Genomic DNA, 25,989 nt, shown 5'->3' on the forward strand with positions numbered 1-25,989 from the left:
AAACATTTTGTAAACAACAATAAAGGTATGAAAAGAAACATCTTTAAAACAATTCTCCTATCCGCCTGCATCCTGCAAGGGGGCAGTGCATTGGCACAACAAGAGAAAGCAGAACCGGGCAAGTTCTCACCTACCTGGGAGTCATTGTCCCAATACGAAGTGCCCGAATGGTTCCGCAACGCCAAATTCGGCATATGGGCACACTGGGGTCCGCAATGCCAACCCGAAGCCGGCGACTGGTACGGTCGTGGCATGTACGAAGAGGGCGGTGCTGCCTACAAGTGGCACTTGGAGCATTACGGACATCCTTCGGAATTCGGCTTCAAGGATGTAATCAACGAATGGAAAGCCGAAAAATGGAACCCGGAGAGGCTGGTAGCCCTTTTCAAGAAAACCGGTGCCCGATATTTCTTTGCCATGGGCAACCATCACGACAACATGGACTTGTGGGACAGTAAATACCAGTCATGGAACTCCGTCAACATGGGCCCCAAGCGAAACGTACTGGGTGAATGGGAGAAAGCGGCTCGCAAAAACAAACTGCCCTTCGGTGTCAGCATCCACTCCTCCCATGCTTGGACATGGTATGAAACTGCACAAGGAGCCGACAAGAAAGGCCCATACGCAGGAATCTCCTACGATGCCCGCGTAGTGACTAAGGAAGACGGCAAGGGAAAATGGTGGGAAGGCTACGACCCGCAAGAGCTATACGTACAGAATCATGCCCTGAGCGGACATGCTTGGGTGGCATGGGACTGGCCCGAAGGAACCTCTGTCCCCCCGCAGAGCTACTACGACAACTTCTTCGACCGCACAGTGGACATGATAAACAAATATCATCCCGACCTGGTCTATTTCGACGACAGCATACTCCCCTTCTGGCCCATCAACGATACGGGGCTGAAAGTCGTGTCGCACTACTATAACCAAAACATGAAGCTTCACAAGGGCAATCTCAATGCCGTAGTCTTCGGAAAGAAGCTGGAAGCTAAACATAAAGAGGCCATCGTATGGGATGTAGAAAAAGGGGTTCCATCGGAATGCCAGGACAAGGCGTGGCAAACCTGTAGTTGCCTCGGTACTTGGCACTATAACCGCTTTGCTTACGAAGACAACTGGTATAAATCAGCCGAGACCGTCATCCACATGCTCATTGACATCGTCAGTAAAAATGGCAACCTATTACTAAGCGTACCAATGAAAGGAAACGGTACCATCGACGACAAGGAAGAAAAAATTCTGGAAGACATAGCCGCCTGGATGGAGGTGAACGGAGAAGGAATATTCGACACACGTCCCTGGTGTATTTATGGTGAAGGTCCCTCCACAGAAACAGCAATACCTTTGGACGGAGCAGGATTCAACGAAGGCAAGAACGCACCCTACACTTCTGCCGACATCCGGTTTGTGAAAAAAGGGAAATACTTGTATGCCCATATCATGAAATGGCCCTCAGACAGAAAAATACAGATAAAATCACTGGCTACCGGCAGTCCCTACTGCAAAGGAGAAATCGAAAAGGTAGAATTATTAGGAGGCGGAAAGGCAAAGTTCAGAAGAACTTCCAAAGGCTTGCTTATTGACCTTCCCAAAGACAAGACTCCCAATCCTATTTCTTTGGTACTGAAAATCACTAACCGTTAAACTGCTGATATTGTATGAAAAAGGGATTTTTTTTAAGACTATTTGTCCTGCTGATGCTGACATTTTTCATAGCAGAACAAGGCAGAGCACAAACCTACCAACGCACCTCACAAGGCATTAAAAGCACTGTGCAAGGTATAAATATAGATATTAGCTTCTTCTCTCCTGTCACAGTGAGAATCTTAAAATCGCCTGACGGCTGGAAGTATACCAAAGAAAGCTTGTCGGTCATCGGGCAACCGGAAAAAGTAAAACTATCCGTCTCTTCGAAAGGGGGCATATTGACTATCAAAAGCCATCAGCTTACAGTCCATCTCAACGAAGAGACCGGACAAATAACTTTTGCCTCTTCCGATGGAAAATCGCTGTTGCAGGAACAAAATAAAGGCGCACGTTTTGATGATTTCAACGATGCCGGCACAAAAACCTTCAGCGTTTATCAATCGTTCACCTTAGAGAAAGACGAAGCTATTTATGGATTGGGACAATTGCAAAACGGCAAAATGTCGCAACGTAACCAGACCAAACGCCTTATCCAAGACAATCTTGAGGATGTGATTCCCTTCTTCCAGTCCGTCAAAGGCTACGGTCTCTTTTGGGACAACTATTCGCCAACCATCTTCAAAGACAATCAAGAAGAGACATCCTTCCTTTCTGAAGTCGGCGACTGCATTGACTACTACTTCATGTACGGCGAAAATGCCGATGGAGTAGTTGCCCAGATGCGCTACCTCACAGGACAAGTGCCCATGTTTCCATTATGGACATATGGATTCTGGCAAAGCCGTGAACGCTACAAAAGCCAAAAAGAGATTGTTGGCGTAGTGCAAAAATACCGCGAACTGGGTGTGCCCCTCGATGGAATTATCCAGGATTGGAGATACTGGGGAAGCAACTACCTGTGGAACGCAATGGATTTTTTGAACGAAGAATTCTCCGACCCCAAAAAAATGATGGAAGACATACACGGAATGAACGCCCACATTATTATCTCCATTTGGTCAGCTTTCGGACCACATACCAAACCCTATCGCGAGTTAGACAAAGGGAACATGCTCTTCAACTTCCGCACATGGCCCGAATCCGGTTCCGAGAAGTGGCCTCCCAATATGGACTATCCATCCGGTGCCCGCGTGTACGATGCCTACCATCCGCAAGCACGCGACATCTATTGGAAGTACCTGAACGAGAACCTACGTTCTGTGGGTATAGACGGCTGGTGGATGGACTCTACCGAACCCGACCATTTTCACCCCATTCCTGAAGATTTTGACACGCCCACCTATTTGGGGTCATTCCGTAAAGTACGCAATGCCTACCCTTTAATGAGTGTAGGTGGAGTGTACGACCACCAGCGTGCCGTAACTTCGGATAAACGCGTATTTATCCTTACCCGCTCAGCCTTTGCCGGCCAGCAACGTTATGGTGCCAATACATGGACAGGAGATATCACAGCATCATGGGAAGTTTTGGAGAAGCAAATACCTGCGGGATTAAACTTCTCACTATGCGGCATTCCCCATTGGAACAGCGATATCGGCGGATTCTTCCTATGGCAATATCCCTTGATGCTGGATGACCCGGATTATCGCGAGCTTTATGCCCGTTGGATACAGTTCGGTACATTCTGTCCCATGATGCGGTCACATGGGGAAGGTGCTCCCAGAGAAATCTATCAATTCGGCAAAAAAGGCGAGCCAATATACGATGCGATTGAGAAATACATTCGGTTACGCTACAGTTTGTTACCATACATCTACACAACTGCCTGGGAGGTAACTGCCAATCAGTCCAGCTTCATGCGTGCCTTGGCAATGGATTTTGCCCACGATCGCAACGTGTGGAACATCCACAATCAGTATATGTTTGGCAAATCCCTATTGGTATGCCCTGTAACCCAACCCATGTATACCCAAACAGTTTCGGACACCATCCGTGTAGAAGATTTCAGTACCGTTAAGTCTATGCGAATATATCTGCCTAAAAATACGGAATGGTATGATTTTTGGACCAATCAGAAACACTCCGGCGGACAATATATCGTGAAAGATACCCCTATTGACATTTTACCACTTTATGTGAAAGCAGGTTCCATCCTGCCAATAGGTCCCGAAGTGCAGTATAGCACCGAAAAATCATGGGACAACTTGGAGATAAAAGTGTATCCCGGTTGTAACGGCGAATTCACACTTTACGAAGACGAGAATGACAACTACAATTATGAAAAAGGAATGTACAGCACCATTACGATGAAATGGAATGACCGTACTCGCATGCTCACTATTGAAAATCGGAAAGGAGAGTTTTCCGGTATGTTGAAAGAACGGAAATTCAACATAGTAACTGCTGATGGCGCAAAAAAGGCAGTGGCTTATAATGGGAAAAAAGTAACGGTTAAAATGTAATGGTTTCTAAAAACAGCTATTAATTTGCATTATGGAAATAAATACTCGTATGAAAAAATATCATCATTATCTTACCCTTTTAAGTTTATTTATGCTGCTCGGCATCCTGAAATTGCAAGCAGCGATACAACTCCCTGCCATATTTTCCAACCATATGGTGCTACAACGTAACTCAGAACTTACTTTCTGGGGATGGGGTATTCCGGGAGAAACAATTTCCATCGCCCCCGAATGGATGAAAGGAGAAATAATCAAAACCCAAGTCAATAATACGGGGAAATGGTCAGCCCGTGTACCTTCCGGCGAAGCCGGCGGACCTTATGAGATTCGTTTCAGCGGCTCGTCAGAAGTAACCTTGACCGATGTCATGCTAGGCGAAGTTTGGCTGTGCAGCGGACAATCCAATATGGAATGGAGCGCCAACCACGGCATAAAGAACGGAGACGAGGAAACGGCAAATGCCCATTGTCCCAATCTCCGAATTTTTCACGTGGCCAGAATAGCCGCCCCGTTCCCTCAAGAAAACTGTTTCTCGCAATGGACACAGTGCACGCCCGAAACGATGCGCAGCACGAGTGCCCTGGCCTACTTCTTCGGCCGCAACATCCAGGAAGAGCTGGACGTGCCGGTAGGAATCATCGTAGCCGCATGGGGCGGAACCACCGCCGAGACATGGACGCCCCGCGAATGCGTAATGAGCGACCCGGTCTTGTGCGACTATCCGTATGAATCCAATCCTTGGTTTCCGGCTGAAACAGGCACGTTGTACAACAGCATGATTTATCCCGTGATGCCCTACGGCATTGCCGGATGCATCTGGTATCAGGGAGAAGCCAACCAAGGCCGTGCCAGCTCCTACGCCCGGGTGATGCAGCGGCTGATAGGCTCGTGGCGTACCGGATTTAACAAGGAATTCCCATTCTATCTGGTCCAGATAGCCCCCTTCCAATACCACTCCAAAGACAACGGACCGGCACTGCTACGCGAGCAGCAGGCCATGTTGCCCGAAATGCTGGACAAGGTCAAGATGATTACCGTGTCAGATTTGGTGGACAATGTGCAGGACATCCATCCACGTGACAAAAGAAGCGTAGGCAAACGTCTCGCCAATCTTGCACTGGACGATACATACCATATATATGCAGGCCCCTATAAAAGCCCGGTCTTTGAAAGCGCCTGCCGCAAAGGCAACCATGTGACAATCTCTTTCAAAGACATAAAGAACGGACTGGCCGTACACGGGAAAAGGATAGAGGGGCTGATGATGGCCGCAGCCGGCCAGGAATGGCAAGAGGCCCGGGCCAGGATAGACGGGGGAAAGCTGATTGTCCCGGTAAAAGGAATCGAAAGCCCGGTTTCCATTCGCTACTGCTTCAGTGACGCTGCTCAAGGCAACCTTTTTTCAACGGAAGGCATCCCCTTAGCCCCCTTCCGGGCAGACAGCATTGCCTCTTCTGAAAACATTCCGGTTTCTACAGACAGCGCTTTGGAAGAATCTTTTGAATTCTCGCCCAAGTTCTCTACCGGCAATGCCAATCCCCTTCTCGACTTCCAATACATGGCCGACCCCACAGCAGTGGTGCACGACGGCCGCATTTATGTGTACGGCACTAACGACCACCAGCAATATGATGTAGTGGGCCGTAACGGGAAAAACACCTATCAGCACATCCATTCGCTGACGATGGTCTCTTCTGACGACATGGTGAACTGGACTTATCACGGAGTAATCAATGTAAAGGCTCTGGCTCCCTGGGGAATGGCTTCGTGGGCACCTTCCATCGCTTCGCGCAAGGAGGCCGACGGCAAAACCCACTTCTATCTGTACTACTCCAACAGCGGTTCCGGTGTAGGTATGCTGACTGCCACTTCCCCCGTGGGGCCCTGGACAGACCCATTGGGCAAATGTGTGGTAGACGGTAATACTCCAGGACTCGGCAAGTGTAAAGCTCCCTTCGATCCGGGAGTAGTCATCGACGACAAGGGCATCGGCTGGCTCTCCTTTGGCGGGGGCGACAGCGACGACTACATTCCCGGAGACGCACGCATCGTGCGGCTGGCAAATGACATGAAGACGCTGGACAGCGAAATAGTTGAAATAAAAGCGCCATACCACTTTGAAGCAAACGAACTGAACTATCTGAACGGCACTTGGATTTACACCTACAACACCAACTGGAAGAACCGGGATGCATGGCCCCACAAGGATATAGACAAGCCGAGCCGGTGCTGCATGAGCTACATGACGAGTCGCACGCCACTTGAGACAGACAGCTGGACCTATCGGGACAACTACTTCAAAAATCCCGGCGACTATGGCATGTCCGACAGCAACAACCATACACATCTGGTAAAATTTCAAGGGAAGTACTATCTCTTCTACCACTCACTGGGCTTGCAGGACAGCCGCGACCTCAAAGTGGGTGTCCGCAGTATCTGCGTGGAAGAAATAGAGGTGGACGAAAAGGACCTCACTATCCACATGGGCACAGCCACAGCCAAGGGCGTTTCACAAATCAAGCCTCTCGACCCGTTTGCGCAGCAACAGGCCGAGACCACAGCCGCCACACGCGGCGTTGCCTTTGAACCTACCGGACAGACAGGCAACATGTCTGCCGTAGGAAACAAGAGCGGACAGGCCATCTGTGTCCGCGGTGCGGAATTCCCGCAATCACCTCAAGCCATACAGATGAAGATAAAAGGGAAAGGCTCCATCGAAATACACATGGACAGTCCAGACGGTCCGCTCCTATCCACCTTGACCTTTGATACCGATACGTGGCAAACATTGACAAAGCCGTTGGACAAACGGATAAAAGGCAAACACGACATTTACTTCGTATTCGGGAACGGAAAGTTCTTATTTGACGAATGGAAATTCACAAAATAATGAATCCGTCGGCAGAATCTGCCCAGTATCTCTTCACCCTTGTGATGATATCGCTGCACAATTCGAGCCAACACACAACAAGCCAGCAAGTTACTTTGCCAATGTGGTGGCAAAACCTTGCCAACTTGTCGGCAAGAAAGACAAAAGCAACATCGCTGTCCGCAAAGAGGCGGAAGCACGTCCTCAATATAATTCCGCTAACGGGAAAGAGACAGATTGGTTCCATTAACGGGCAGAAGTTTTAAAAAATGGGAAGGATTTGGCACAATAGTTCCGCGCAAATTCTCATTTATCGAACAAAAATTGTATTTTTGCCTGCGACTGAAAAATCAGTAATATCATAGAATAGACAATTCCCGAACAAATATGAGCGAAGATTTTGAAGCACCGAAAGATGATTTGGACAAGGAACTCCCGGCCGGGAGCGAAGAACACTCGGATTACAAACCTGCGGACGCAAAGGATGCCAATATAAAGCACCAACTGAGCGGCATGTACCAGAATTGGTTTCTGGACTACGCCTCATACGTTATATTGGAACGTGCCGTACCCCATATCATGGATGGTCTGAAACCCGTACAGCGGCGTATCCTCCACTCCATGCGCCGCATGGAAGACGGGCGCTACAACAAGGTGGCGAACATCGTAGGACATACCATGCAGTTCCATCCGCACGGTGATGCTTCTATCGGCGATGCTCTGGTACAACTGGGACAAAAGGACTTGCTCGTGGATTGCCAGGGAAACTGGGGTAACATTCTGACGGGTGACAGCGCCGCTGCCCCCCGTTATATCGAAGCACGTCTCTCCAAGTTCGCACTGGACGTGGTATTCAACCCCAAGACCACCGAATGGAAACTCTCTTATGACGGGCGAAACAAAGAACCGGTTACACTACCGGTAAAATTCCCACTGCTGCTTGCACAAGGTGTGGAAGGTATTGCCGTAGGCCTGTCATCCAAAATATTACCACATAACTTCAATGAGCTGTGCGATGCTTCCATCAGCTATCTGCACAACGAAGAATTCAAGCTGTACCCCGACTTCCAGACGGGAGGCAGTATCGATGTATCCAAATACAACGACGGTGAACGTGGCGGTGCGATACGCGTGCGCTCCAAAATAGAAAAGATAGACAACAAGACACTTGCCATTAAGGAAATTCCTTACGGGAAAACGGTGGCCAGTGTATGCGACTCCATCGTAAAGGCCAGCGAAAAAGGAAAAATCAAGATACGTAAGGTAGAGGACCTAACATCCGGCAGTGTGGAAATATTAGTGCATCTAGCCCCGGGTGTATCATCCGACAAGACCATCGATGCCCTCTATGCCTTCACCGACTGTGAAGTGAGCATCTCTCCCAACTGCTGTGTCATCGACGACCAAAAGCCCCACTTCCTCACCGTGAGTGATGTATTGCGCAAATCAGTCGACAACACATTGGCACTGCTACGCCAGGAACTGGAAATCCGTAAGGGAGAGATACTGGAAAGCCTGCATTTCGCTTCACTCGAAAAGATATTCATTGAAGAACGTATTTACAAGGATAAGGAGTTTGAACAAGCCAAAAACATGGATGCCGCCTGCGAACATATCGATGAGCGCCTGACTCCCTACTACCCGACTTTTATCCGCGAAGTGACCAAGGAAGACATCCTCCGGCTGATGGAGATAAAGATGGCACGTATCCTCAAATTCAACTCCGACAAGGCAGAGGAACTGATAGCACGCATGCGAAAGGACATAGAGGAGATAGACTGCCATCTGGCAAACATCGTGGAATATACCGTCGACTGGTTCCGTATGTTGAAGGACAAGTACGGCAAAGCCTTCCCCCGCCGCACGGAACTGCGTAACTTCGACACCATCGAAGCAACCAAAGTCATCGAAGCCAACGAAAAGCTGTACATCAACCGCGAAGAGGGTTTCATCGGAACTGGATTGAAGAAAGACGAATTCATAGGCAACTGCTCGCCCATAGATGACGTGATTATCTTCTTCCGCGATGGAAAATATATCATCACACCGGTGGCCGACAAGAAGTTCGTGGGCAAGAATATACTTTATGCCAACATTTTTAAGAAGAACGACAAACGTACCATCTACAATGTCTGCTACCGTGACGGCAAGGAGGGGACAAGCTATATCAAGCGTTTTGCCGTCACTTCCGTGGTGCGTGACCGCGAATACGATGTGACGCAAGGTACTCCCGACTCCCGTATCACCTACTTCACCGCCAATCCCAATGGAGAAGCTGAAATCATCAAGGTAACCCTGAAACCCAATCCCCGTGTACGCCGTATTATCTTCGAGGAGGATTTCAGCAACATCAATATCAAGGGACGGCAGGCCATGGGAAATATACTCACGAAACTCCCCGTACACAAGATAGCCTTGAAACAACGTGGAGGCTCCACGCTGGGTGGACGGAAAGTCTGGTTCGACCGTGATGTGCTACGTCTCAACTACGACGGGCGCGGAGAATATCTCGGAGAATTCCAGAGCGAAGACACCATCCTTGTCGTACAGAACAGCGGAGAGTTCTATGCCACCAACTTCGACTTGAACAATCACTATGACGATGGCATACGCGTATTGGAGAAATACGATCCGAACAAAGTATGGACCGCCGTACTCTACGATGCCGACCAGCAGAACTATCCTTACATCAAGCGTTTCTGCTTCGAGGCAACCGCCCGCAAGCAAAACTACTTGGGAGAAAACAAGAACAGCAGCCTCATTCTGCTGACAGACGAGTGCTACCCGCGTTTAGAGGTGGTGTTTGGCGGCCACGACAATTTCCGAGAGCCGATGGTGGTGGAAGCCGACGAATTCATCGCCGTGAAAGGCTTCAAAGCAAAAGGTAAGCGCCTGACCACCTATACTATAGAAACCATCAACGAGCTGGAGCCTACCCGTCAACCGGAACCCTCGCAGAAAACCGAAGAGCAGGAAACGGATGAAGAACCGGAAATTCTGGACCCCGACCACGGTAAAAGCGAAGGGGACATACTGGACGAGATGACAGGACAGATGAAACTCTTTTGATGAAGGACGGAAATAAAGTATTAGTGGCTAACGATTACTAATTTGTAATTGATAATTTAATATGTACATATACAAGATAATAATCCTATGCGGACTGCTCTTGGGAAGTGTCGGACTGAAAGCACAAGAAGCACAATGCAGCATCGACCGGAAGCTACGGGCTGACTCCACCAACCGTAACCGTATTATCACCCGTGCCACCATGTATGGTGTCGGCTTCACCAACGTGTTCGACACTTATCTTTCACCTCAGGAGTATAAGGGAATCGATTTCCGTATCTCCCGCGAAAGCATGCGGATGACACGGTTGATGGACGGCAACGTGTCTCTGCAAACTTTCTTCCAGGCAGACTTGGGATATACACACAACAAAGTAGACAATAACAATACATTCTCCGGACTGGCCAACTGGAACTACGGCCTGCATTATAATTTTCCAATCACGGGCAATTTCAAACTGCTTGCCGGAGGAGTCGGCGACTTCAACGGTGGCTTTGTCTATAATCTGCGCAACGGAAACAACCCCGCCCAAGCACGTGCCTATATCAACCTTGCCGCATCGGGAATGGCTATTTGGGACTTGCGCATCAAGAACCGTCCCATCACACTACGCTATCAGGTAAATCTTCCCTTGGCAGGTATCATGTTCATGCCCAACTATGGACAGTCCTACTACGAGATATTTACGTTAGGACATTGGGACGGAGTAGTGAACTTCACCTCCCTGCACAACCAGCCCTCTCTGAGACAAATGCTGACCGCAGACTTTCCGGTGGGACGTGCCCGGATGCGTTTCGCTTACATATGGGACGCACAACAGTCCAAAGTAAATGAAATAAAGACACATACTTACTCGCACGTATTCATGGTGGGGTTCGTAAAGGAACTCTATCTGTTTCCTAACAAGAGAAAGTAAAAAGTGACAAGGTGATAAACGATAAGATGATAAGGATAATGTGCATGAAAAGAAGATATATTTTAATAATTTGGAGTATCCTACTCACGTTATTGCCCCTATTGAACGGATGTATTCGTGAGGAAGAGTTCGACAATACCCCACAAGGCAATTTCGAAGCCTTGTGGAAAATAATAGACGAACAGTACTGCTTCCTGGACTACAAGCAAATAGACTGGGATGCCATCCATGACAAGTACCAGCCACTCATTACCCCGGGAATGAGTTACGACGGTCTATTTGAAATATTAGGTAACATGCTTGCCGAGTTAAAAGACGGACATGTCAACTTGTACTCTTCTTCCAACATGGCGCGCTACTGGGACTGGTATCTGGATTATCCTCGTAACTTCAACGAAAGTATCATTGAAAAGTACCTGGGAAGAGACTACCGCATTGCTGGAGGCGCCAAATATACCATATTGGAGGACAACATAGGATATATCTATTACGGTGATTTCTCCAGCGGCATCGGAAACGGCAACCTGGATGAGATTCTGTTATACCTTTCCGCTTGTAACGGCCTGATTATCGACGTGCGCAACAATGGTGGCGGCAACCTGACAAACGCCACCCGAATGGCACAACGCTTCACGAATGAAAAAGTACTGACGGGATATATTCAGCACAAGACCGGCAAAGGCCATAGCGATTTTTCAGATCCGACTCCCATTTATGTGGAACCTTCCAACAGTATCCGCTGGCAAAAAAAGGTAATTGTCCTGACCAACCGTCATTCCTATAGTGCAACCAATGATTTTGTCAACTCCATGCGCTGTTTTCCCAATGTCACCCTGGTTGGTGACAAAACCGGCGGCGGGTCGGGCCTGCCATTCTCTTCGGAACTGCCCAACGGATGGGGGGTACGCTTTTCTGCCAGCCCGCACCTCGATGCCCAAAAACAGCATATCGAGTTCGGCATCGACCCGGACAAGAAAGTGGATATGAGCAAAGAAGATGAGAACAATGACTTGGACACCATCATTGAGGAAGCAAGAAAAATACTGAAAGTGACTTTCTAAAACGACTTTATCTACAAAACAATTTGCCAAAACGAAAATTCTTTCTATCTTTGCTCCCGCTAATCGGAATTATTCCGCGGATGTGGCGTAATTGGCAGCCGCGCCAGACTTAGGATCTGGTGCCGTGAGGCGTGTAGGTTCGAGTCCTATCATCCGCACAATCCCTATAATAAATTTCAAAAGACAAACAACTAAGAGGGGAGGATATTCATTAAGAAGCATCCTCCCTAACCGCTTCAAGTACCTTTTTTATCTCATCAAAACACAATATTTAGAATACTTATTGTATCTTTGCTTCCAAGAAACACTTCGATTAACCTGAAAAAATGAAACAAAATACGATAAGACCGATGCTTTTCAAGTATTGGGTAGTGTGCCTTCTATTGTTCATCCTCTTCATCCAGGCCAGGGCTTCTTCCTTCATGCCCGCCGTCACCAACTATCTTGCCAAAGACTATGAAGCCGGTTATCAGAACTGGGCATGTGCGCAAGGCAGCAACGGCGAAATGTATTTCGGCAACAGCCAGGGGCTCCTGGTATATGACGGTTATCGCTGGACTCTCCACAAAGTGCCGGGGAACCATATTGTCCGTTCGGTGTATGTGAAAGAAGACCGTATCTATGTGGGGGCATTCGAGGAATTCGGCTATTTCAAGTATTCGGAGGCAGGCACTCTCCGGTACCATTCTTTGAGCAAATTCCTGAAAAATTTCCCCATGGAGAACAACGAGATATGGAACATTGTAGAGCTGGACGGTCGCATCTACTTCCAGTCGTTCAGCGCCTGGTTCTCCTACGACGGGAAGATGGTACACGCTTTCCGCAACAGACAGCAACAGCCGCTCTACTTCTACACCCAAAACGGACATATCTACACACAGATGATTGATGAGGACTTCTATGAATTCGACGGCAAGGATTTCCTTCATCTCTTCCCCCGCAGCCAAGTGAACGATGACAATGTAGTGGCATTACTGCCCGACGGGGACGACAGCTTCCTGATGGTCACAGAGAATAACGGATTGTTCCGCTACAACGGTGACATCACCCCCTGGAAAACAGACATTGATGCAGAGCTGAAGAAACAGCGGGTGAACCGCGCCGTCATGACCAATGATTCCATATTCATGATAGGTACAGTCTTGAATGGCATATACGCCATCGACCGCAAAGGACATTGCCTCTGGCACTTCAATCTGGATAACCGTCTGGACAACAACACAGTCCTGGGCTTGTTCTGTGACAAAGACAACAACGTATGGGCAGCATTGGACGACGGCATCGCATACATCCACCACAACTCACCCGTCATGCTGCTGACTCCTGCCAACCATGAAACCAAACTGGGCATGGTGTACGACATAGCCCACCGGGGCGACTGTTTCTATCTGGCCACCAACCAGGGCTTGTACGAATACCACCAGGTTACCGAGAATCTGCGCCTGCTTCCCCATACTGAAGGACAGAACTGGTATGTGAAGGACATTGACGGGCAACTCTTTGCAGGCAACAATGCCCATACCTTATTAATAGGCGAAAAAGGGAATGTTTCCGTCATAAGCAATACCAACAGCAGTACGTGTCTGATAAAGTGCACCCTCTATGGCGAAGAGATACTGTTGGAATCATCCTACGCCAATTTGCGTATCTATAAAAAGAAGAACGGGCAATGGACCTTTTCGCATGTCATAGACGGCTTCATTGCACCGGTCATGCACTTGGAGGTGGACCAAAGCGGTGTCATCTGGGCTTCACACATGTATCAGGGAGTCTATAAAATAGTCTTGAGCGATGACTTGTCGGCTGTAAAAAGCGTACGGCACATCTCCCATTTAGGCTCGGAATATATCATCGGCCCTATCCAAGTAATGAAAATGCGAGGACGTATCGTCTTTTCCAGTCCCAACGGCTTCTATACCTATGACGACATCACCCGGCAGATTATCCCCTTCCAAAAGCTGAATGCCATTCTGCCTTACATCAGGAATGCTCATTCTGTGGTATCCGTCACGAACGACCGCTTCTGGCTGTCCGGTTCACATGAGTACGTACTGGTAGAGTACGCAGAAGGAGAGTACATCGTGAAGCAGCGCATCCTCATCGAACTGTTTGATTCTCCATGCATAGAGAACTACAACAATGTGTTCGTCGACAATGACGTTGTCTATTTTAATCTGAACAACGGAATCGCCAGTTACAGCAAAAACACAGACAGCCTCAGTCCTACTCTGGAGTCCGCCCTCTCACTGAGCTCGGTCACTGCTTCCTCTTCCGATAAAAAGGAGAAACGCCTGCCTCTGTCTGGAAATGTCGAACTGGAAAGCAATTACCGGGATTTGCTGTTCTCAGTAAGCCTGCCGCATTACAATAAATTGTCCGTACATTTCCATTATGTCCTGCAAGGAGGACAAGGCATGGCGCTGACATCGGACCTGAAAGAGCCCGAAATCCGCTACGGTAGCCTGGATTACGGAGAATACACATTCCAGGCAGAAGCCTATAATGATTTGGGACAGAAAATCGGTGAGGTGGAATATCATTTTGCCATAGCCCGCCCTTTCTACCTCTCCTATTATGCCTTTGCGCTCTATCTCATAGTTCTCACAGCGCTTGTCTACTTTTTCTCCAAGTGGCGCGCCAACCGTGCCATGGAAAAGAAACGGAAGGAGTATGAGGCAGAGCAGGTGCAGCAGAACATCAAGATGCGCGAGCAGGAGCATCTGATAACTCTGCAGCAACAGCAATTGCTGGAAGCCGAGTTGTCGGCAAAGAGTAAAGACCTTGCCAGCATGGCACTGGGTGTATTTGCCAAGAACGAGGTCCTGGAGAAACTTCGTACTGTCGTACAAGAGTCCCTGGTGAAAGGGCAATATGGACGCAAGAACCTCGAATCTCTGCTGAAGCTCATCAACGAAAACATCGAGACACAGGAATTTTGGGATGTATTCCAGAACAATTTCGACCTGATTCATGAGAAATTCTTCCGTAATTTGCGCGAACGTTATCCCAGTCTTACCGCTACCGACCTCCGTTTTTGTGCGCTGCTGCGCCTGAATCTTTCTACGAAAGACATTGCGCAAATGACCAACCTCACTATCCGGGGAGTAGAGGCAGCACGCTACCGTTTGCGCAAGAAACTGGATATCCCCGACGGAACGGGATTAGTGGATTTTCTCATCGACTTGAAATAAAGCGGCTACAAATCATTCAATCATAACAAACTGATTATTAGAAACAAGTAACACGAAAACGTAGTAAAACGGTACCCATTTTTACCCTAAACGTATTATCGTGGTAGTGTTTTTTTTTGCCTTACTTACCGTAATTACTTCCTTTGCCGGCAGAATTATTAACTCTTAAATTTAGTTTATGAGAAGGCAAACTTTATTTCTTCTATTCATGATTTTGTTCTCATTGCCACTGACAGTTTTGGCACAAGGAACAAAGACTGTTAAAGGAACTGTTGTTGATCAGAACAACGAACCGATTATTGGAGCCACGGTTGTAGTAAAAGGCTCTACTATTGGAGCAGCTACCGACCTCGACGGTAACTATGTACTGAACGGCGTCCCCGAAGACGCAACTCTCGTATTCAACTATTTGGGCATGTTGCCGCAGGAAATAAGCGCTGCGGGACAATCCGTCATTAATGTAAAGCTACGTGAAGATGCACAACTACTGGAAGAAGTTGTTGTTATCGGTTACGGTTCGGCCAAGGCGAAAGACCTGACGGCCCCGATTGACGTTGTCAAAGAGAAAGAACTTATCAATGTTCCTACCTCCTCCCCGATGGCAGCATTGCAGGGAAAGGTACCGGGTGTTAACATCATCAATTCGGGAACGCCGGGCGAAGGTCCTAAAGTGACCATCCGTGGTATGGGTTCCTTCGGTGACACTTCTCCTCTCTATGTAGTGGACGGAATGTTCTACGACAACATCAACTTCCTGAACAATTCCGACATTCAGGACATGACCATCTTGAAAGACGCATCCGCATCTGCCATCTACGGTGTACGCGCCGCCAACGGTGTTGTAATCATCACCACCAAGAAAGGAAGCCGCAACCAGGATGCCAAGATTACCTATAACGGTTATGTAGGTATTCAGAAAGCCACCAACCTGCTGGAGATGTGTAACTCTCACGAGTATGCCACCATGATGTTGGAAGCCAACCCGGAAGCTTACCGGTCGATTTTCGAAAAGTCAGTAGCCGAATTCGGAGGCAATATGGAAAACCTGCAATTCAATGCCGATACCAACTGGTATGACGAACTGTTGCGCACAGCCATGATGACCAATCACAGCTTGAATATCTCCGGTGGTACGGAAAAAGCGACCTACTCTGCCGGCATGAGCTATCTGGCACAAGACGGTATCATGGACGTGGAAAACTACTACCGCCGCTTGAACTTCCGTGCCGCCCTTGACTACGAAGCCCGCAAATGGCTGAAAGTAGGCTTCAACGGCGTATTCAGCAACTCGCAGCAGCAGCTTCCCAAGAATGCCGCATGGCAACAGGCATACAACACACCGTCTATCATCCCGGTGTATGATGACCGCCGCGACGATGCCGTGTTCCCTAAGAAGTACACATCGCCCGAGCAGGTGGGCCTGACCAACAACTTCAACAATCCGGTAGCCACTGCCAACTATTACGACAACCGGAACGAGACCTACCAAGTGCTGACCAACTTCTATGCACAGCTCAACCTCATCCCCGACAAGCTGAATATACGCAGTAGCTACAGCTACGACTACTCAATGATTCGCGGTTCTGAGTTCACTCCTACCTACTATGTAGGCACCAACCAGAAGAAAGAGGTTACCGAACTCACTAAAAAGAACACTAACTACTACAAATATATATGGGACAACGTGGCCACTTATACTGACAAGTGGGGCAAACACTCCTTTACCGGTATGCTGGGTGCATCCATGCGTCAAGAGCAATACCGCCTGCTCGAAGGTACCGCCACCAACGTGCCCGAAGGTGAGGACGTGTGGAAATACATCGCACTGGGCAACAAGGAAGGCGCTACGGTGAAAGACGACGGCTGGAAATACCGCGGTCTCTCCTATTTCACCCGACTGAATTACAACTACAACGACAAGTACATGTTGATGTTCACCTTCCGTGCCGACGGCTCGTCCAAGTACAACGACAAATGGGGCTACTTCCCCTCCATCGGTGCCGCATGGGTCATCTCCCAAGAACCGTTTATGAAGAACCAGAATATCTTCGACTACATGAAGCTGCGTGCCAGCTGGGGTAAGCTGGGTAACGACAAGATTGCTGCCAGTGCAGGCTTCGCAAGCATACAGAACGTACAGTCCGTATTCGGTCCCAATACCGCCATCGACGGATTCATCAACACCACCAACTTCAGCTGGCTGGGTTGGGAAGTAGTGAACGAAACCAACGTGGGCGTCAACTTCAGTACACTGAAGAACCGCTTGAACGCCGACATCGACTGGTACTACCGTCTGACTGACAACGCCGTGATTTCACCCAAGCTCCCGATGAGTGGCGAGCTGCTGGCCGGCAACAACGGACAGATTCTGAATACCGGTATCGACCTCTCCTTGAACTGGAACGACAAGATTGGCCAGGACTTCAATTACAACATCGGCGTCAATCTCTCTTATCTGCATAACGAAGTGAAAAGCCTAAAAGGAAACATGAAAATCATCAAAGGCGGAAAGACCGTGAATATGGTGGGCGAGACGATGAACTCATTCTATGGCTACAAGGTCATCGGCATCTACCAGACTCCTGAACAATGTGCTGCCGACCCCATCGCCGTGGCCAACGGACTGGAACCCGGCGACTTCATCTACGAGGACGTGAACGGCGACCATGTGATAGACGGAAACGACAAGCAGGTGTTGGGCTCATACGTGCCCAGCTTTACTTATGGCTTCAATGCCGGATTCTCTTATAAGAACTTCGACTTCAGCCTCACTACCTACGGACAAGCAGGCGGCGAACTGTGGAACCGTAAGCGTGCCCTGCGCTATGCAGCCGACTACTATAACTTTGACCGTGCACAGTATGAGAACCGCTGGACGGGTGCAGGCTCTACCAACGAACATCCGTCGGCCAAGGCTCTTCTCAAAACCTGGAACAAATCAGACAGTAACAACGCTTCCTATTTCGTAGAAAGCTCCGATTACTTCCGCATCCAGAACATCACGCTGGGCTACTCGTTCAAGAACTTGAAGATAGGCAGCTACGTGATGCCGGGACTCCGCCTCTCATTGACGGCCGACCGCCCCTTCACTACCTTCAAGGCCAACAGCTTCACACCTGAAGTGTCGGATGCCGAAGGTTGGGATACCGAAGTATACCCTCTGACTTCAACCTATACTTTCGGAGTGCAAATAGATTTCTAAACCCTAAAACGTAAAACAATGAAATTCTTAAAGAAAACATTCGCATATATACTTCCGGCCATGATGGTACTGGGAGGAGCTACCGCTTGCACCGATTTCATAGAAATCGATCCGGAGAACAAAGTTCCCGAACAAGGCGTGGACTTTACCAACAAGAACAATATGTACCAACCCGTAGTGGGTGCCTACTCCAAAGTACGCACACAGGGCATGCACTGGTGCAACGCACTATTGATGTTCACCCGCGACGGTGACGTGTGGTCGGGCCGTACCGATGACCAGGGCGATGCCGTGGCCTTCGGACGCAAGTTCAACTACAACAACTCATTCTGGGCACTGAACCAGGTATGGATGAACTTCTACGACATCATCCGCATCACCAATGCCGCCCTGCAAAGCCTCGACAGCTATGCCGAATATCTTGCTGCAGGAAGCGAAGATTACAAAACCTACGAATCCTATTGCGGCGAAGTACGTACCATCCGTGCATGGGCCTACTATTGTCTGGTGACCAATTTCGGTCCCACCGTCATCTACCGTGACAACCTGCAGACCGATTTTCGCCGTTCTACCGTAGAGGCCGTATATAATTATATGCTGGAAGATTTGAACTACGCCATCGACAAACTGCCCCGCATGCGTCCCAACCAGATGGAACACAAGGGAGCCGTGACAGCCTTCACCGCCCAAGCATTGGCCGCCCGCATCTATCTGCTGAAAGGAGACTATGCACAAGTGGAGACACTGACCGATGACATCATCAAGAACGGTGGATTCCGTCTCTACGACGACTTCTACCAGCTGTTCAAAATTCCCGGAAAGTTGTGTGACGAATCTTTGTTCGAATGCCAGGTAACAGACTACGGCAATGGTTCTGGCGATTACCTGGGCGTAGACCAATGGTTCAATTTCCAGGGTCCGAACATGGCAGAGAGGTATGATGAAGTAGTGAACGCAGACGGTACCATCAGCTACAAGCAAGCCGAAGGCACCAAGTCCATAGGCGGCTGGAATTTCATAGGCTATGAACCCGAGTTCGTGGCATGGGCCGAAGCCCGTGGCGAAGGTGTGCGTGCCGAAACTTCTTTCCTGAAAGCCCTGAGCAAGACGCGCGAGGGTTGGCAGGTAGGTCCCACATCGGCCACCAAGACCGACTGTTGGAACGGCAAAGGTTACCTTCCCTACAATCAGATGACTCTTCCACGTACGACCTACGGAGCCAACAACAATGTGCGTATCATCCGCTATGCCGAAGTGCTGCTGATGAACTCCGAAGCCAAAGTCAGACTGGGCAAGGATGGAGACGCAGGCTACAACGAAGTGCGCCGGCGTGCAGGCATGAGCACCAAAACCGGTGTTACCCTGAAAGACGTGATGGACGAACGCCGGATGGAGCTTTGCGGCGAATGGTGTGCCCGTTATGTGGACTTGGTGCGTACCGGCGATGCCGCCACCGTACTCGGTCCCAAAGGATGGACAGCAGAAAAGACTTATTGGCCCATACCAGCCAACCAGTTGGACGACCTTCCCGACCTGAAGCTGGAACCCATTGACGGAATTGCCGAATAAATCCGCTCCAATATGGTAAAAAGATTCCTAATCAGTTGTGGAATAGCCTTTGCCGCTCTGACGGCAAAGGCAACCCCTGACGATTCCATCAAAGTGGTGAAGGGGCAAGTCAGTGACTATTATATCACTGTAACCCAAGACCGTATCGTAAAAGGACACGTACTGGACACCAACCGCCAGCCACTCGCAGGCGCCACAGTCATGTTCTTCGCAAGTCCCATGCACAATACCACTGCCCACGACGGCAGCTTTGCCATCAAAGGAGCGAAGAACGACGTGCACCTGTATGTCTACTATCCCGGGAAAAAGATAGTGAACAGAATCCTGGCACTGGATGAAACCGATATTGAGGTAGTGATGGAAAAAGAGGTACACAAGGCAACCGCAATCCGCCGTCCCGCCCAGGCGACCCGGTGGTATGACCCGCAGGCGCCTCTGTCGCGCACCTTCTGCAATCCGATGAACATCAGTTATAACTTCGAGCCTTTCAACAACAATGTGCGTCCCAACGGTTCGTTCCGTTCCTCTGCCGACCCGATGGCGGTGGAATACAAGGGAGAATACTTTCTGTTCTCCACCAACCAGGGCGGTTTTCACTATTCCAGGAACCTGGTGGATTGGGATTTCGTTCCTGCCGGCTTCCAACGCAAGCCTACGGACGACGACCAGTGCGCGCCGGCAGCCTATGTAAGCGGTGACACGCTGTTCTATACCGGCTCCACCTACGAAGGCCTTGCCGTGTGGTACAGCACACACCCCAAAACGGGACGTTTCAAACGTGCCATCGAAAAGAATGTGCTTCCCACATGGGACCCCTGCATGTTTCTGGACGATGACGGCAGACTGTATATGTATTATGGCTCCAGCAATGAATATCCGCTAAAGGCGGTGGAACTGGACCGGAATGATTTCTATCCCATCAGCAAGATTCACGACGTGATGATGCTCCGCCCGGAAGAACACGGCTGGGAACGTTTCGGAATGAACAACGATGACGAGGTGACGCTCCGCCCATTCACAGAGGGCGCTTACATGACCAAACACAATGGCAAATATTATTTCCAATATGGTGCTCCGGGCACTGAATTCAAAGTCTATGCCGATGGCGTATATGTTTCGGATTCCCCGCTGGGCCCGTTTGTCTACCAGAAGCATAACCCGATGTGCTACAAGCCGGGCGGTTATGTGCAAGGTGCCGGTCATGGAGGCACGTTCTGCGACGTGAAAGGCAATTACTGGCACGTGGCCACCTGCATGCTCTCCCTGAAGTACAAGTTCGAACGCCGCATCGGTCTTTATCCGGTGGCTTTCGACAAGGATGGTGTCATGTATTCGTCCACTGCCTTCGGCGATTATCCCAACTGGGCAGAACCGATGGACGTAAAGAACCCTGCAGAGCGTTTCACGGGATGGATGCTTCTGTCCTACGGCAAACCGGTGGAGGTATCATCTACGGATAGCATCCATGCAGCTTCCAACCTGACGGACGAAAGTATGCGCACCTACTGGGCAGCCCGTTCCGGCAACCCCGGCGAATGGGCCGGGATAGACCTGGGCAGTACAAAGAATGTACGTGCCGTGCAGTTGAACTTCTACGACCATAAAGCGGTTCAATACAACCGTGCCATGGATATTTATCACCAATACCGTATTTTTGCTTCCGAAGACGGAAAAGAATGGACATTGGTCATAGACAAGAGCGACAGTGACAAGGATTGTCCGCACGACTACATCGAGCTCAACGAGCCGTTGCGTGCCCGTTATCTGAAATACGAGAATGTGCACATGCCTACGGGAAATGTCGCCTTGTCCGGCTTCCGCGTCTTCGGGAACGGTGACGGCGATGTCCCGCAAGCCGTGAAAGGACTGACTGTGAAACGTGACAGGAAAGACCGCCGGAATGCCCTTATCTCCTGGCAACCCGAAGCAAGCGCCTATGGCTACAACATCTACTACGGCACCGCCGAAGGCAAGATGTACAATGCCATCACGGTACTGGGACAGACGGAATATGACTTCCGCGGACTGGATGCGGACACGGACTATTACTTCACTATCGAGGCGCTGAACGAAAACGGCCGCTCGCCATTGTGCAAGACGACAAAAAATTAAACACAAGAAATAAAGATATGAAAAAACCAATAATGATACATGTGCTGGCTTTGTTCCTGATTTCCACATTGGCGGGCTGTGCATCCTGCTCTTCCGACTTGAAGGAAAACGGGAAAGAGAACGGAAAAGAGGAAAAGCCCGACACAGAGGAAGTACGTCCCGAATCATTCGCTTCGGATGACGAAATGCTTGATTACATCCAGAAGGTACATTTGAACTACATGTGGGACGGTGCGGAACCGACCTCCGGACTGGCACGCGAACGCATCCACCTGGATGGGGATTATCCCGAAAAGGACCAGAATGTTGTCACCACCGGCGGCAGCGGATTTGGTATAGCCGGACTGCTGGTAGGCATCGAACGCGGCTTCATCCCCAGGGAAGAAGGCGTGAAGCGCCTGACCAAGATTGCCGATTACCTGAAACGCGCCGACCGCTTCCACGGCGTATGGCCCCATTGGTTGTACGGCCCTACCGGCAAGGTGAAACCTTTCGGACAAAAAGATAACGGCGGAGACTTGGTGGAAAGCTGCTTCCTGATGCAAAGCTTGCTTTGCGTACGCCAATACTTCCGCGACGGCAACGAGCAGGAAAAGGCGCTGGCAGAGAAGATTGACCAATTGTGGAAAGAGATGGAGTTCAGCTGGTATCAGAATGGCAAGGATGTCATCTACTGGCACTGGTCTCCCGAATACAACTGGGAAATGAACTTCCCGCTGGAAGGCTACAACGAAGCATTGATTGTGTATGTGCTCGCAGCCTCCTCCCCCACTTATCCCGTTCCGGCTTCAGCCTACCACAACGGCTGGGCACGCGGCGGCGGCATCAAGTCCGACTCTGCCCCCTACGGCCTGCCTTTGGAATTGAAACACAACGGAGCCGAGAAACTGGGCGGTCCCTTGTTCTGGGCACAATACTCGCACATCGGTCTGGACCCGCGCAACCTGAGCGACCGCTATGCCAACTACTGGAACGTGGTGCGCAACCATGCCCTCTCCAACTACCGCTACTGCGTGGAGAATCCCAAACAATACAAAGGTTACGGCGAGGACTGCTGGGGACTGACCGCCAGCTACTCTACCAAAGGCTATGCAGCCCACTGCCCGGGCGACAACGACCATGGTGTCATCACACCGACAGCAGCCTTGTCCAGTTTTCCCTACACACCGGAGGAATCCATGCGTGCACTGAAGTATTTCTATTCCAAAGGCGACTGGATTTGGGGCAAGTACGGATTCTACGATGCCTTCTCCGAGGGAAGTGACTGGACGGTGCCCCGCTATCTTGCCATCGACCAATGCACCATTGCCCCGATGATTGAGAACTATCGTTCCGGCTTGTTGTGGAAACTCTTCATGAGCTGTCCCGAGGTTCAGGAAGGATTGCAGAAGCTGGGATTTAAGGCTTAGGGATTTACGATTGAAGTTAGTATGCGACATGATGGAGCAGCTAAGCTTAAGTTGAATTTCTATATCACTATTCCCCTCCCCCTTCAGGGGGCCGGAGGGGATAATCAAAATTATATCATATGAAGAAATACACATTATTAGCAGCCTTGGCTTTCTCTGCCCTCACCGTGACGGCAACGCCCAAAGAAAACACATCCCAAGGCAATCCGCAGGAGATGGATAAATTCATTACGGAGCTGATGGGCAAAATGACGCTGCACGAGAAAATCGGTCAGCTCAACCTGCCGGTAACGGGAAACATCGTCACCGGACAAGCCAAGAGCAGCGACGTTGCCGGTAAAATCCGCAACGGTGAAGTCGGAGGTCTGTTCAACCTGAAAGGCGTGAAGAACATCCGCGAAGTGCAGAAACTTGCCGTAGAGAACAGCCGCCTGGGCATCCCCTTGCTGTTCGGTATGGACGTGATTCACGGTTACGAAACGGTATTCCCCATCCCCTTGGCACTCTCGTGCAGTTGGGACATGGAGGCTATAGAGAAATCGGCCCGTATCGCCGCCATTGAGTCGAGTGCAGACGGTATCTGCTGGACGTTCAGCCCGATGGTGGACATCTGCCGCGATGCCCGTTGGGGACGTGTATCAGAAGGCAACGGTGAAGACCCCTTCCTGGGTTCAGCCATTGCACAAGCCATGATTCGCGGTTATCAGGGCAAGGATATGAGTGCCAACAACGAGATAATGGCTTGCGTAAAGCACTTCGCACTGTATGGCGCCGGAGAAGCCGGCCGCGACTACAACACGGTGGATATGAGCCGCAACCGTATGTTCAACGAATACTTCCCTCCCTACAAGGCTGCCGTAGAAGCCGGTGTGGGTAGCGCAATGACCTCCTTCAATGAAATTGACGGAGTACCCGCCACTGCCAACCACTGGCTGCTGACCGACGTACTACGCAACCAATGGGGCTTCGACGGCTTCGTGGTGACAGACTATACAGCCATCTCCGAAATGATAGACCACGGAATCGGCGACCTGCAGGAAGTATCCGCACGTGCCCTGACCGCCGGAACAGACATGGACATGGTAGCCGACGGATTTATCGGCACACTGGAAAAGTCTCTGAAAGAAGGCAAAGTGACCGAAGCCGACATTGACAAAGCCTGCCGACGCATCCTGGAGGCCAAATACAAGCTGGGATTGTTTGCCAATCCGTACAAATACTGTGACGTGAAGCGTGCCGAAAAAGAAGTGTTCACTCCCGAGCACCGCTCCATTGCCCGCCAGATTGCCACAGAGACATTCGTGCTGCTGAAGAACCAGGACAACCTGCTGCCCTTGCAGCGCAAAGGCAACATCGCCTTGATTGGCCCGCTTGCCAACACCCGCGCCAACATGCCGGGTACTTGGAGTGTGGCAGCCACGGCAGACAGATACAGCACCCTATTGGAAGGTTTCAAGAATGCTGTCGGCTCCAAGGCCAACATTCTCTATGCACAAGGCAGCAACTTGATGTACGATGCCGACTACCAGACACGCGCCACGATGTTCGGCCGTGAACTGCCCCGCGGCAATGACCAAGAACTGCTGGACGAGGCCCTGAAAGTAGCCGCACAAGCCGATGTCATCGTAGCCGCTCTCGGCGAGTCTTCCGAGATGAGTGGTGAGAGCAGCAGCCGTTCCGAACTGGAAATGCCGGACGCACAGCGACACCTGCTGGAAGCATTGCTGAAAACGGGCAAGCCCGTAGTATTGGTATTGTTCTCCGGACGTCCCGTAGTGCTGACTTGGGAGGATAAGCATGTCCCCGCCATCCTGAATGTATGGTTCGGAGGTAGCGAAGCTGCCGATGCCATTGCCGATGTAGTGTTCGGAGACGTTTGCCCCAGCGGTAAGCTGACCACCACCTTCCCGCAGAATGTAGGCCAGTTGCCTATGGCATACAACCACAAGAATACCGGACGTCCTTTGAAAGAAGGCAAATGGTTCGAGAAGTTCCGCAGCAACTACCTGGATGTGAGCAACGACCCACTATATCCCTTCGGCTATGGCTTGAGCTACACCACCTTCCGGTACAGTGACATCACGCTCAGTTCCAAGCAACTGAATGCAGACGGCAAACTGACTGCTTCCGTAACCGTGACCAATACGGGCAACTACGATGCGGATGAAATCGTGCAGCTCTATATCCGCGACCTGGTGGGCAGCATTACCCGCCCCGTGAAAGAGCTGAAAGGCTTCGAGCGCATCCACCTGAAGAAAGGCGAAAGCAAGCAGGTGACCTTCACCATTACCCCCGAATTGCTGAAGTTCTACAACTACGACATACAGTATGTATACGAACCCGGCGAGTTCCACGTAATGATTGGACCCAACAGCCGCGATGTAAAGACTACGAGTTTTGAGTTGAAATAGGTATAGTTTTGCTTTTAGGTAAGAGGGCAGTCCGCAAGAACCGGGCTGCCCTTTTTTAACACCGTCACCAAATCTTTTTTGCATTTTGATTGTTCAGAGGAGAAAACTGAATTAGTTATCCACTAAAAGAT

The 25,989-nt window shown here is 50.0% G+C and carries 12 protein-coding genes and 1 tRNA gene; all 13 read left to right on the forward strand.

Annotation, left to right across the window (positions count from 1 at the left end):
• Window positions 1-27 precede the first annotated feature (27 nt).
• The 13 genes from DXD65_RS09030 to bglX all read left to right on the forward strand — a co-directional run bounded on the left by DXD65_RS09030 (window position 28) and on the right by bglX (window position 25,858).
• A complete protein-coding gene (locus tag DXD65_RS09030; RefSeq protein ID WP_005830301.1) occupies window positions 28-1,644 on the forward strand; it encodes an alpha-L-fucosidase in 1,617 nt (538 codons plus the stop codon).
• 14 nt (window positions 1,645-1,658) lie between these two features.
• A complete protein-coding gene (locus DXD65_RS09035; protein WP_005830303.1) occupies window positions 1,659-4,049 on the forward strand; it encodes a TIM-barrel domain-containing protein in 2,391 nt (796 codons plus the stop codon).
• 49 nt (window positions 4,050-4,098) lie between these two features.
• Window positions 4,099-6,939 (forward strand): family 43 glycosylhydrolase, encoded by a 2,841-nt coding sequence (locus DXD65_RS09040; RefSeq protein WP_229031904.1) that lies wholly within the window; start codon window positions 4,099-4,101, stop codon window positions 6,937-6,939.
• Window positions 6,940-7,305: 366 nt separating this feature from the next.
• Window positions 7,306-9,987 (forward strand): DNA gyrase/topoisomerase IV subunit A, encoded by a 2,682-nt coding sequence (locus tag DXD65_RS09050; RefSeq protein WP_009037727.1) that lies wholly within the window; start codon window positions 7,306-7,308, stop codon window positions 9,985-9,987.
• A 61-nt stretch (window positions 9,988-10,048) separates the two neighbouring features.
• On the forward strand, window positions 10,049-10,903 hold the full coding sequence (locus DXD65_RS09055; protein ID WP_005830316.1) for a DUF3316 domain-containing protein: 855 nt from the start codon (window positions 10,049-10,051) through the stop codon (window positions 10,901-10,903).
• A 44-nt stretch (window positions 10,904-10,947) separates the two neighbouring features.
• A complete protein-coding gene (locus tag DXD65_RS09060; protein ID WP_085931088.1) occupies window positions 10,948-11,964 on the forward strand; it encodes a S41 family peptidase in 1,017 nt (338 codons plus the stop codon).
• Window positions 11,965-12,040: 76 nt separating this feature from the next.
• A tRNA-Leu gene (locus DXD65_RS09065) sits at window positions 12,041-12,122 on the forward strand.
• A 168-nt stretch (window positions 12,123-12,290) separates the two neighbouring features.
• Window positions 12,291-15,155, forward strand: coding sequence for a hypothetical protein (locus DXD65_RS09070; protein WP_005830320.1), 2,865 nt, complete (start codon window positions 12,291-12,293; stop codon window positions 15,153-15,155).
• A 178-nt stretch (window positions 15,156-15,333) separates the two neighbouring features.
• Window positions 15,334-18,357, forward strand: coding sequence for a SusC/RagA family TonB-linked outer membrane protein (locus DXD65_RS09075; RefSeq protein ID WP_005830322.1), 3,024 nt, complete (start codon window positions 15,334-15,336; stop codon window positions 18,355-18,357).
• An 18-nt stretch (window positions 18,358-18,375) separates the two neighbouring features.
• Window positions 18,376-19,926, forward strand: a complete 1,551-nt coding sequence (locus DXD65_RS09080; RefSeq protein ID WP_117887570.1) for a RagB/SusD family nutrient uptake outer membrane protein — start codon at window positions 18,376-18,378, stop codon at window positions 19,924-19,926.
• 12 nt (window positions 19,927-19,938) lie between these two features.
• The gene (locus DXD65_RS09085; protein WP_117887571.1) at window positions 19,939-22,038 is read left to right on the forward strand and encodes a family 43 glycosylhydrolase; all 2,100 of its coding nucleotides are present in this window, start codon (window positions 19,939-19,941) and stop codon (window positions 22,036-22,038) included.
• Window positions 22,039-22,055: 17 nt separating this feature from the next.
• Window positions 22,056-23,447 (forward strand): glucoamylase family protein, encoded by a 1,392-nt coding sequence (locus DXD65_RS09090; protein ID WP_034525906.1) that lies wholly within the window; start codon window positions 22,056-22,058, stop codon window positions 23,445-23,447.
• A gap of 119 nt (window positions 23,448-23,566) precedes the next feature.
• Entirely contained in the window at window positions 23,567-25,858 is a 2,292-nt protein-coding gene (bglX, locus tag DXD65_RS09095) for a beta-glucosidase BglX (protein WP_087332293.1), read from the forward strand.
• Window positions 25,859-25,989 lie beyond the last annotated feature (131 nt).

The sequence above is a fragment of the Bacteroides sp. 4_1_36 genome (genome assembly GCF_003466325.1).
Classification (GTDB): Bacteria; Bacteroidota; Bacteroidia; order Bacteroidales; family Bacteroidaceae; genus Bacteroides; species Bacteroides uniformis.

Bases quoted from the DNA above. Each gene is read 5' to 3' on its own strand.
- DXD65_RS09035 (WP_005830303.1), top strand. From the start codon at position 1,659: ATGAAAAAGGGATTTTTTTTAAGACTATTTGTCCTGCTGATGCTGACA.
- DXD65_RS09075 (WP_005830322.1), top strand. From the start codon at position 15,334: ATGAGAAGGCAAACTTTATTTCTTCTATTCATGATTTTGTTCTCATTG.
- DXD65_RS09085 (WP_117887571.1), top strand. From the start codon at position 19,939: ATGGTAAAAAGATTCCTAATCAGTTGTGGAATAGCCTTTGCCGCTCTG.
- DXD65_RS09030 (WP_005830301.1), top strand. From the start codon at position 28: ATGAAAAGAAACATCTTTAAAACAATTCTCCTATCCGCCTGCATCCTG.
- DXD65_RS09050 (WP_009037727.1), top strand. From the start codon at position 7,306: ATGAGCGAAGATTTTGAAGCACCGAAAGATGATTTGGACAAGGAACTC.
- DXD65_RS09080 (WP_117887570.1), top strand. From the start codon at position 18,376: ATGAAATTCTTAAAGAAAACATTCGCATATATACTTCCGGCCATGATG.
- DXD65_RS09055 (WP_005830316.1), top strand. From the start codon at position 10,049: ATGTACATATACAAGATAATAATCCTATGCGGACTGCTCTTGGGAAGT.
- DXD65_RS09090 (WP_034525906.1), top strand. From the start codon at position 22,056: ATGAAAAAACCAATAATGATACATGTGCTGGCTTTGTTCCTGATTTCC.
- bglX (WP_087332293.1), top strand. From the start codon at position 23,567: ATGAAGAAATACACATTATTAGCAGCCTTGGCTTTCTCTGCCCTCACC.
- DXD65_RS09060 (WP_085931088.1), top strand. From the start codon at position 10,948: ATGAAAAGAAGATATATTTTAATAATTTGGAGTATCCTACTCACGTTA.
- DXD65_RS09070 (WP_005830320.1), top strand. From the start codon at position 12,291: ATGAAACAAAATACGATAAGACCGATGCTTTTCAAGTATTGGGTAGTG.
- DXD65_RS09040 (WP_229031904.1), top strand. From the start codon at position 4,099: ATGAAAAAATATCATCATTATCTTACCCTTTTAAGTTTATTTATGCTG.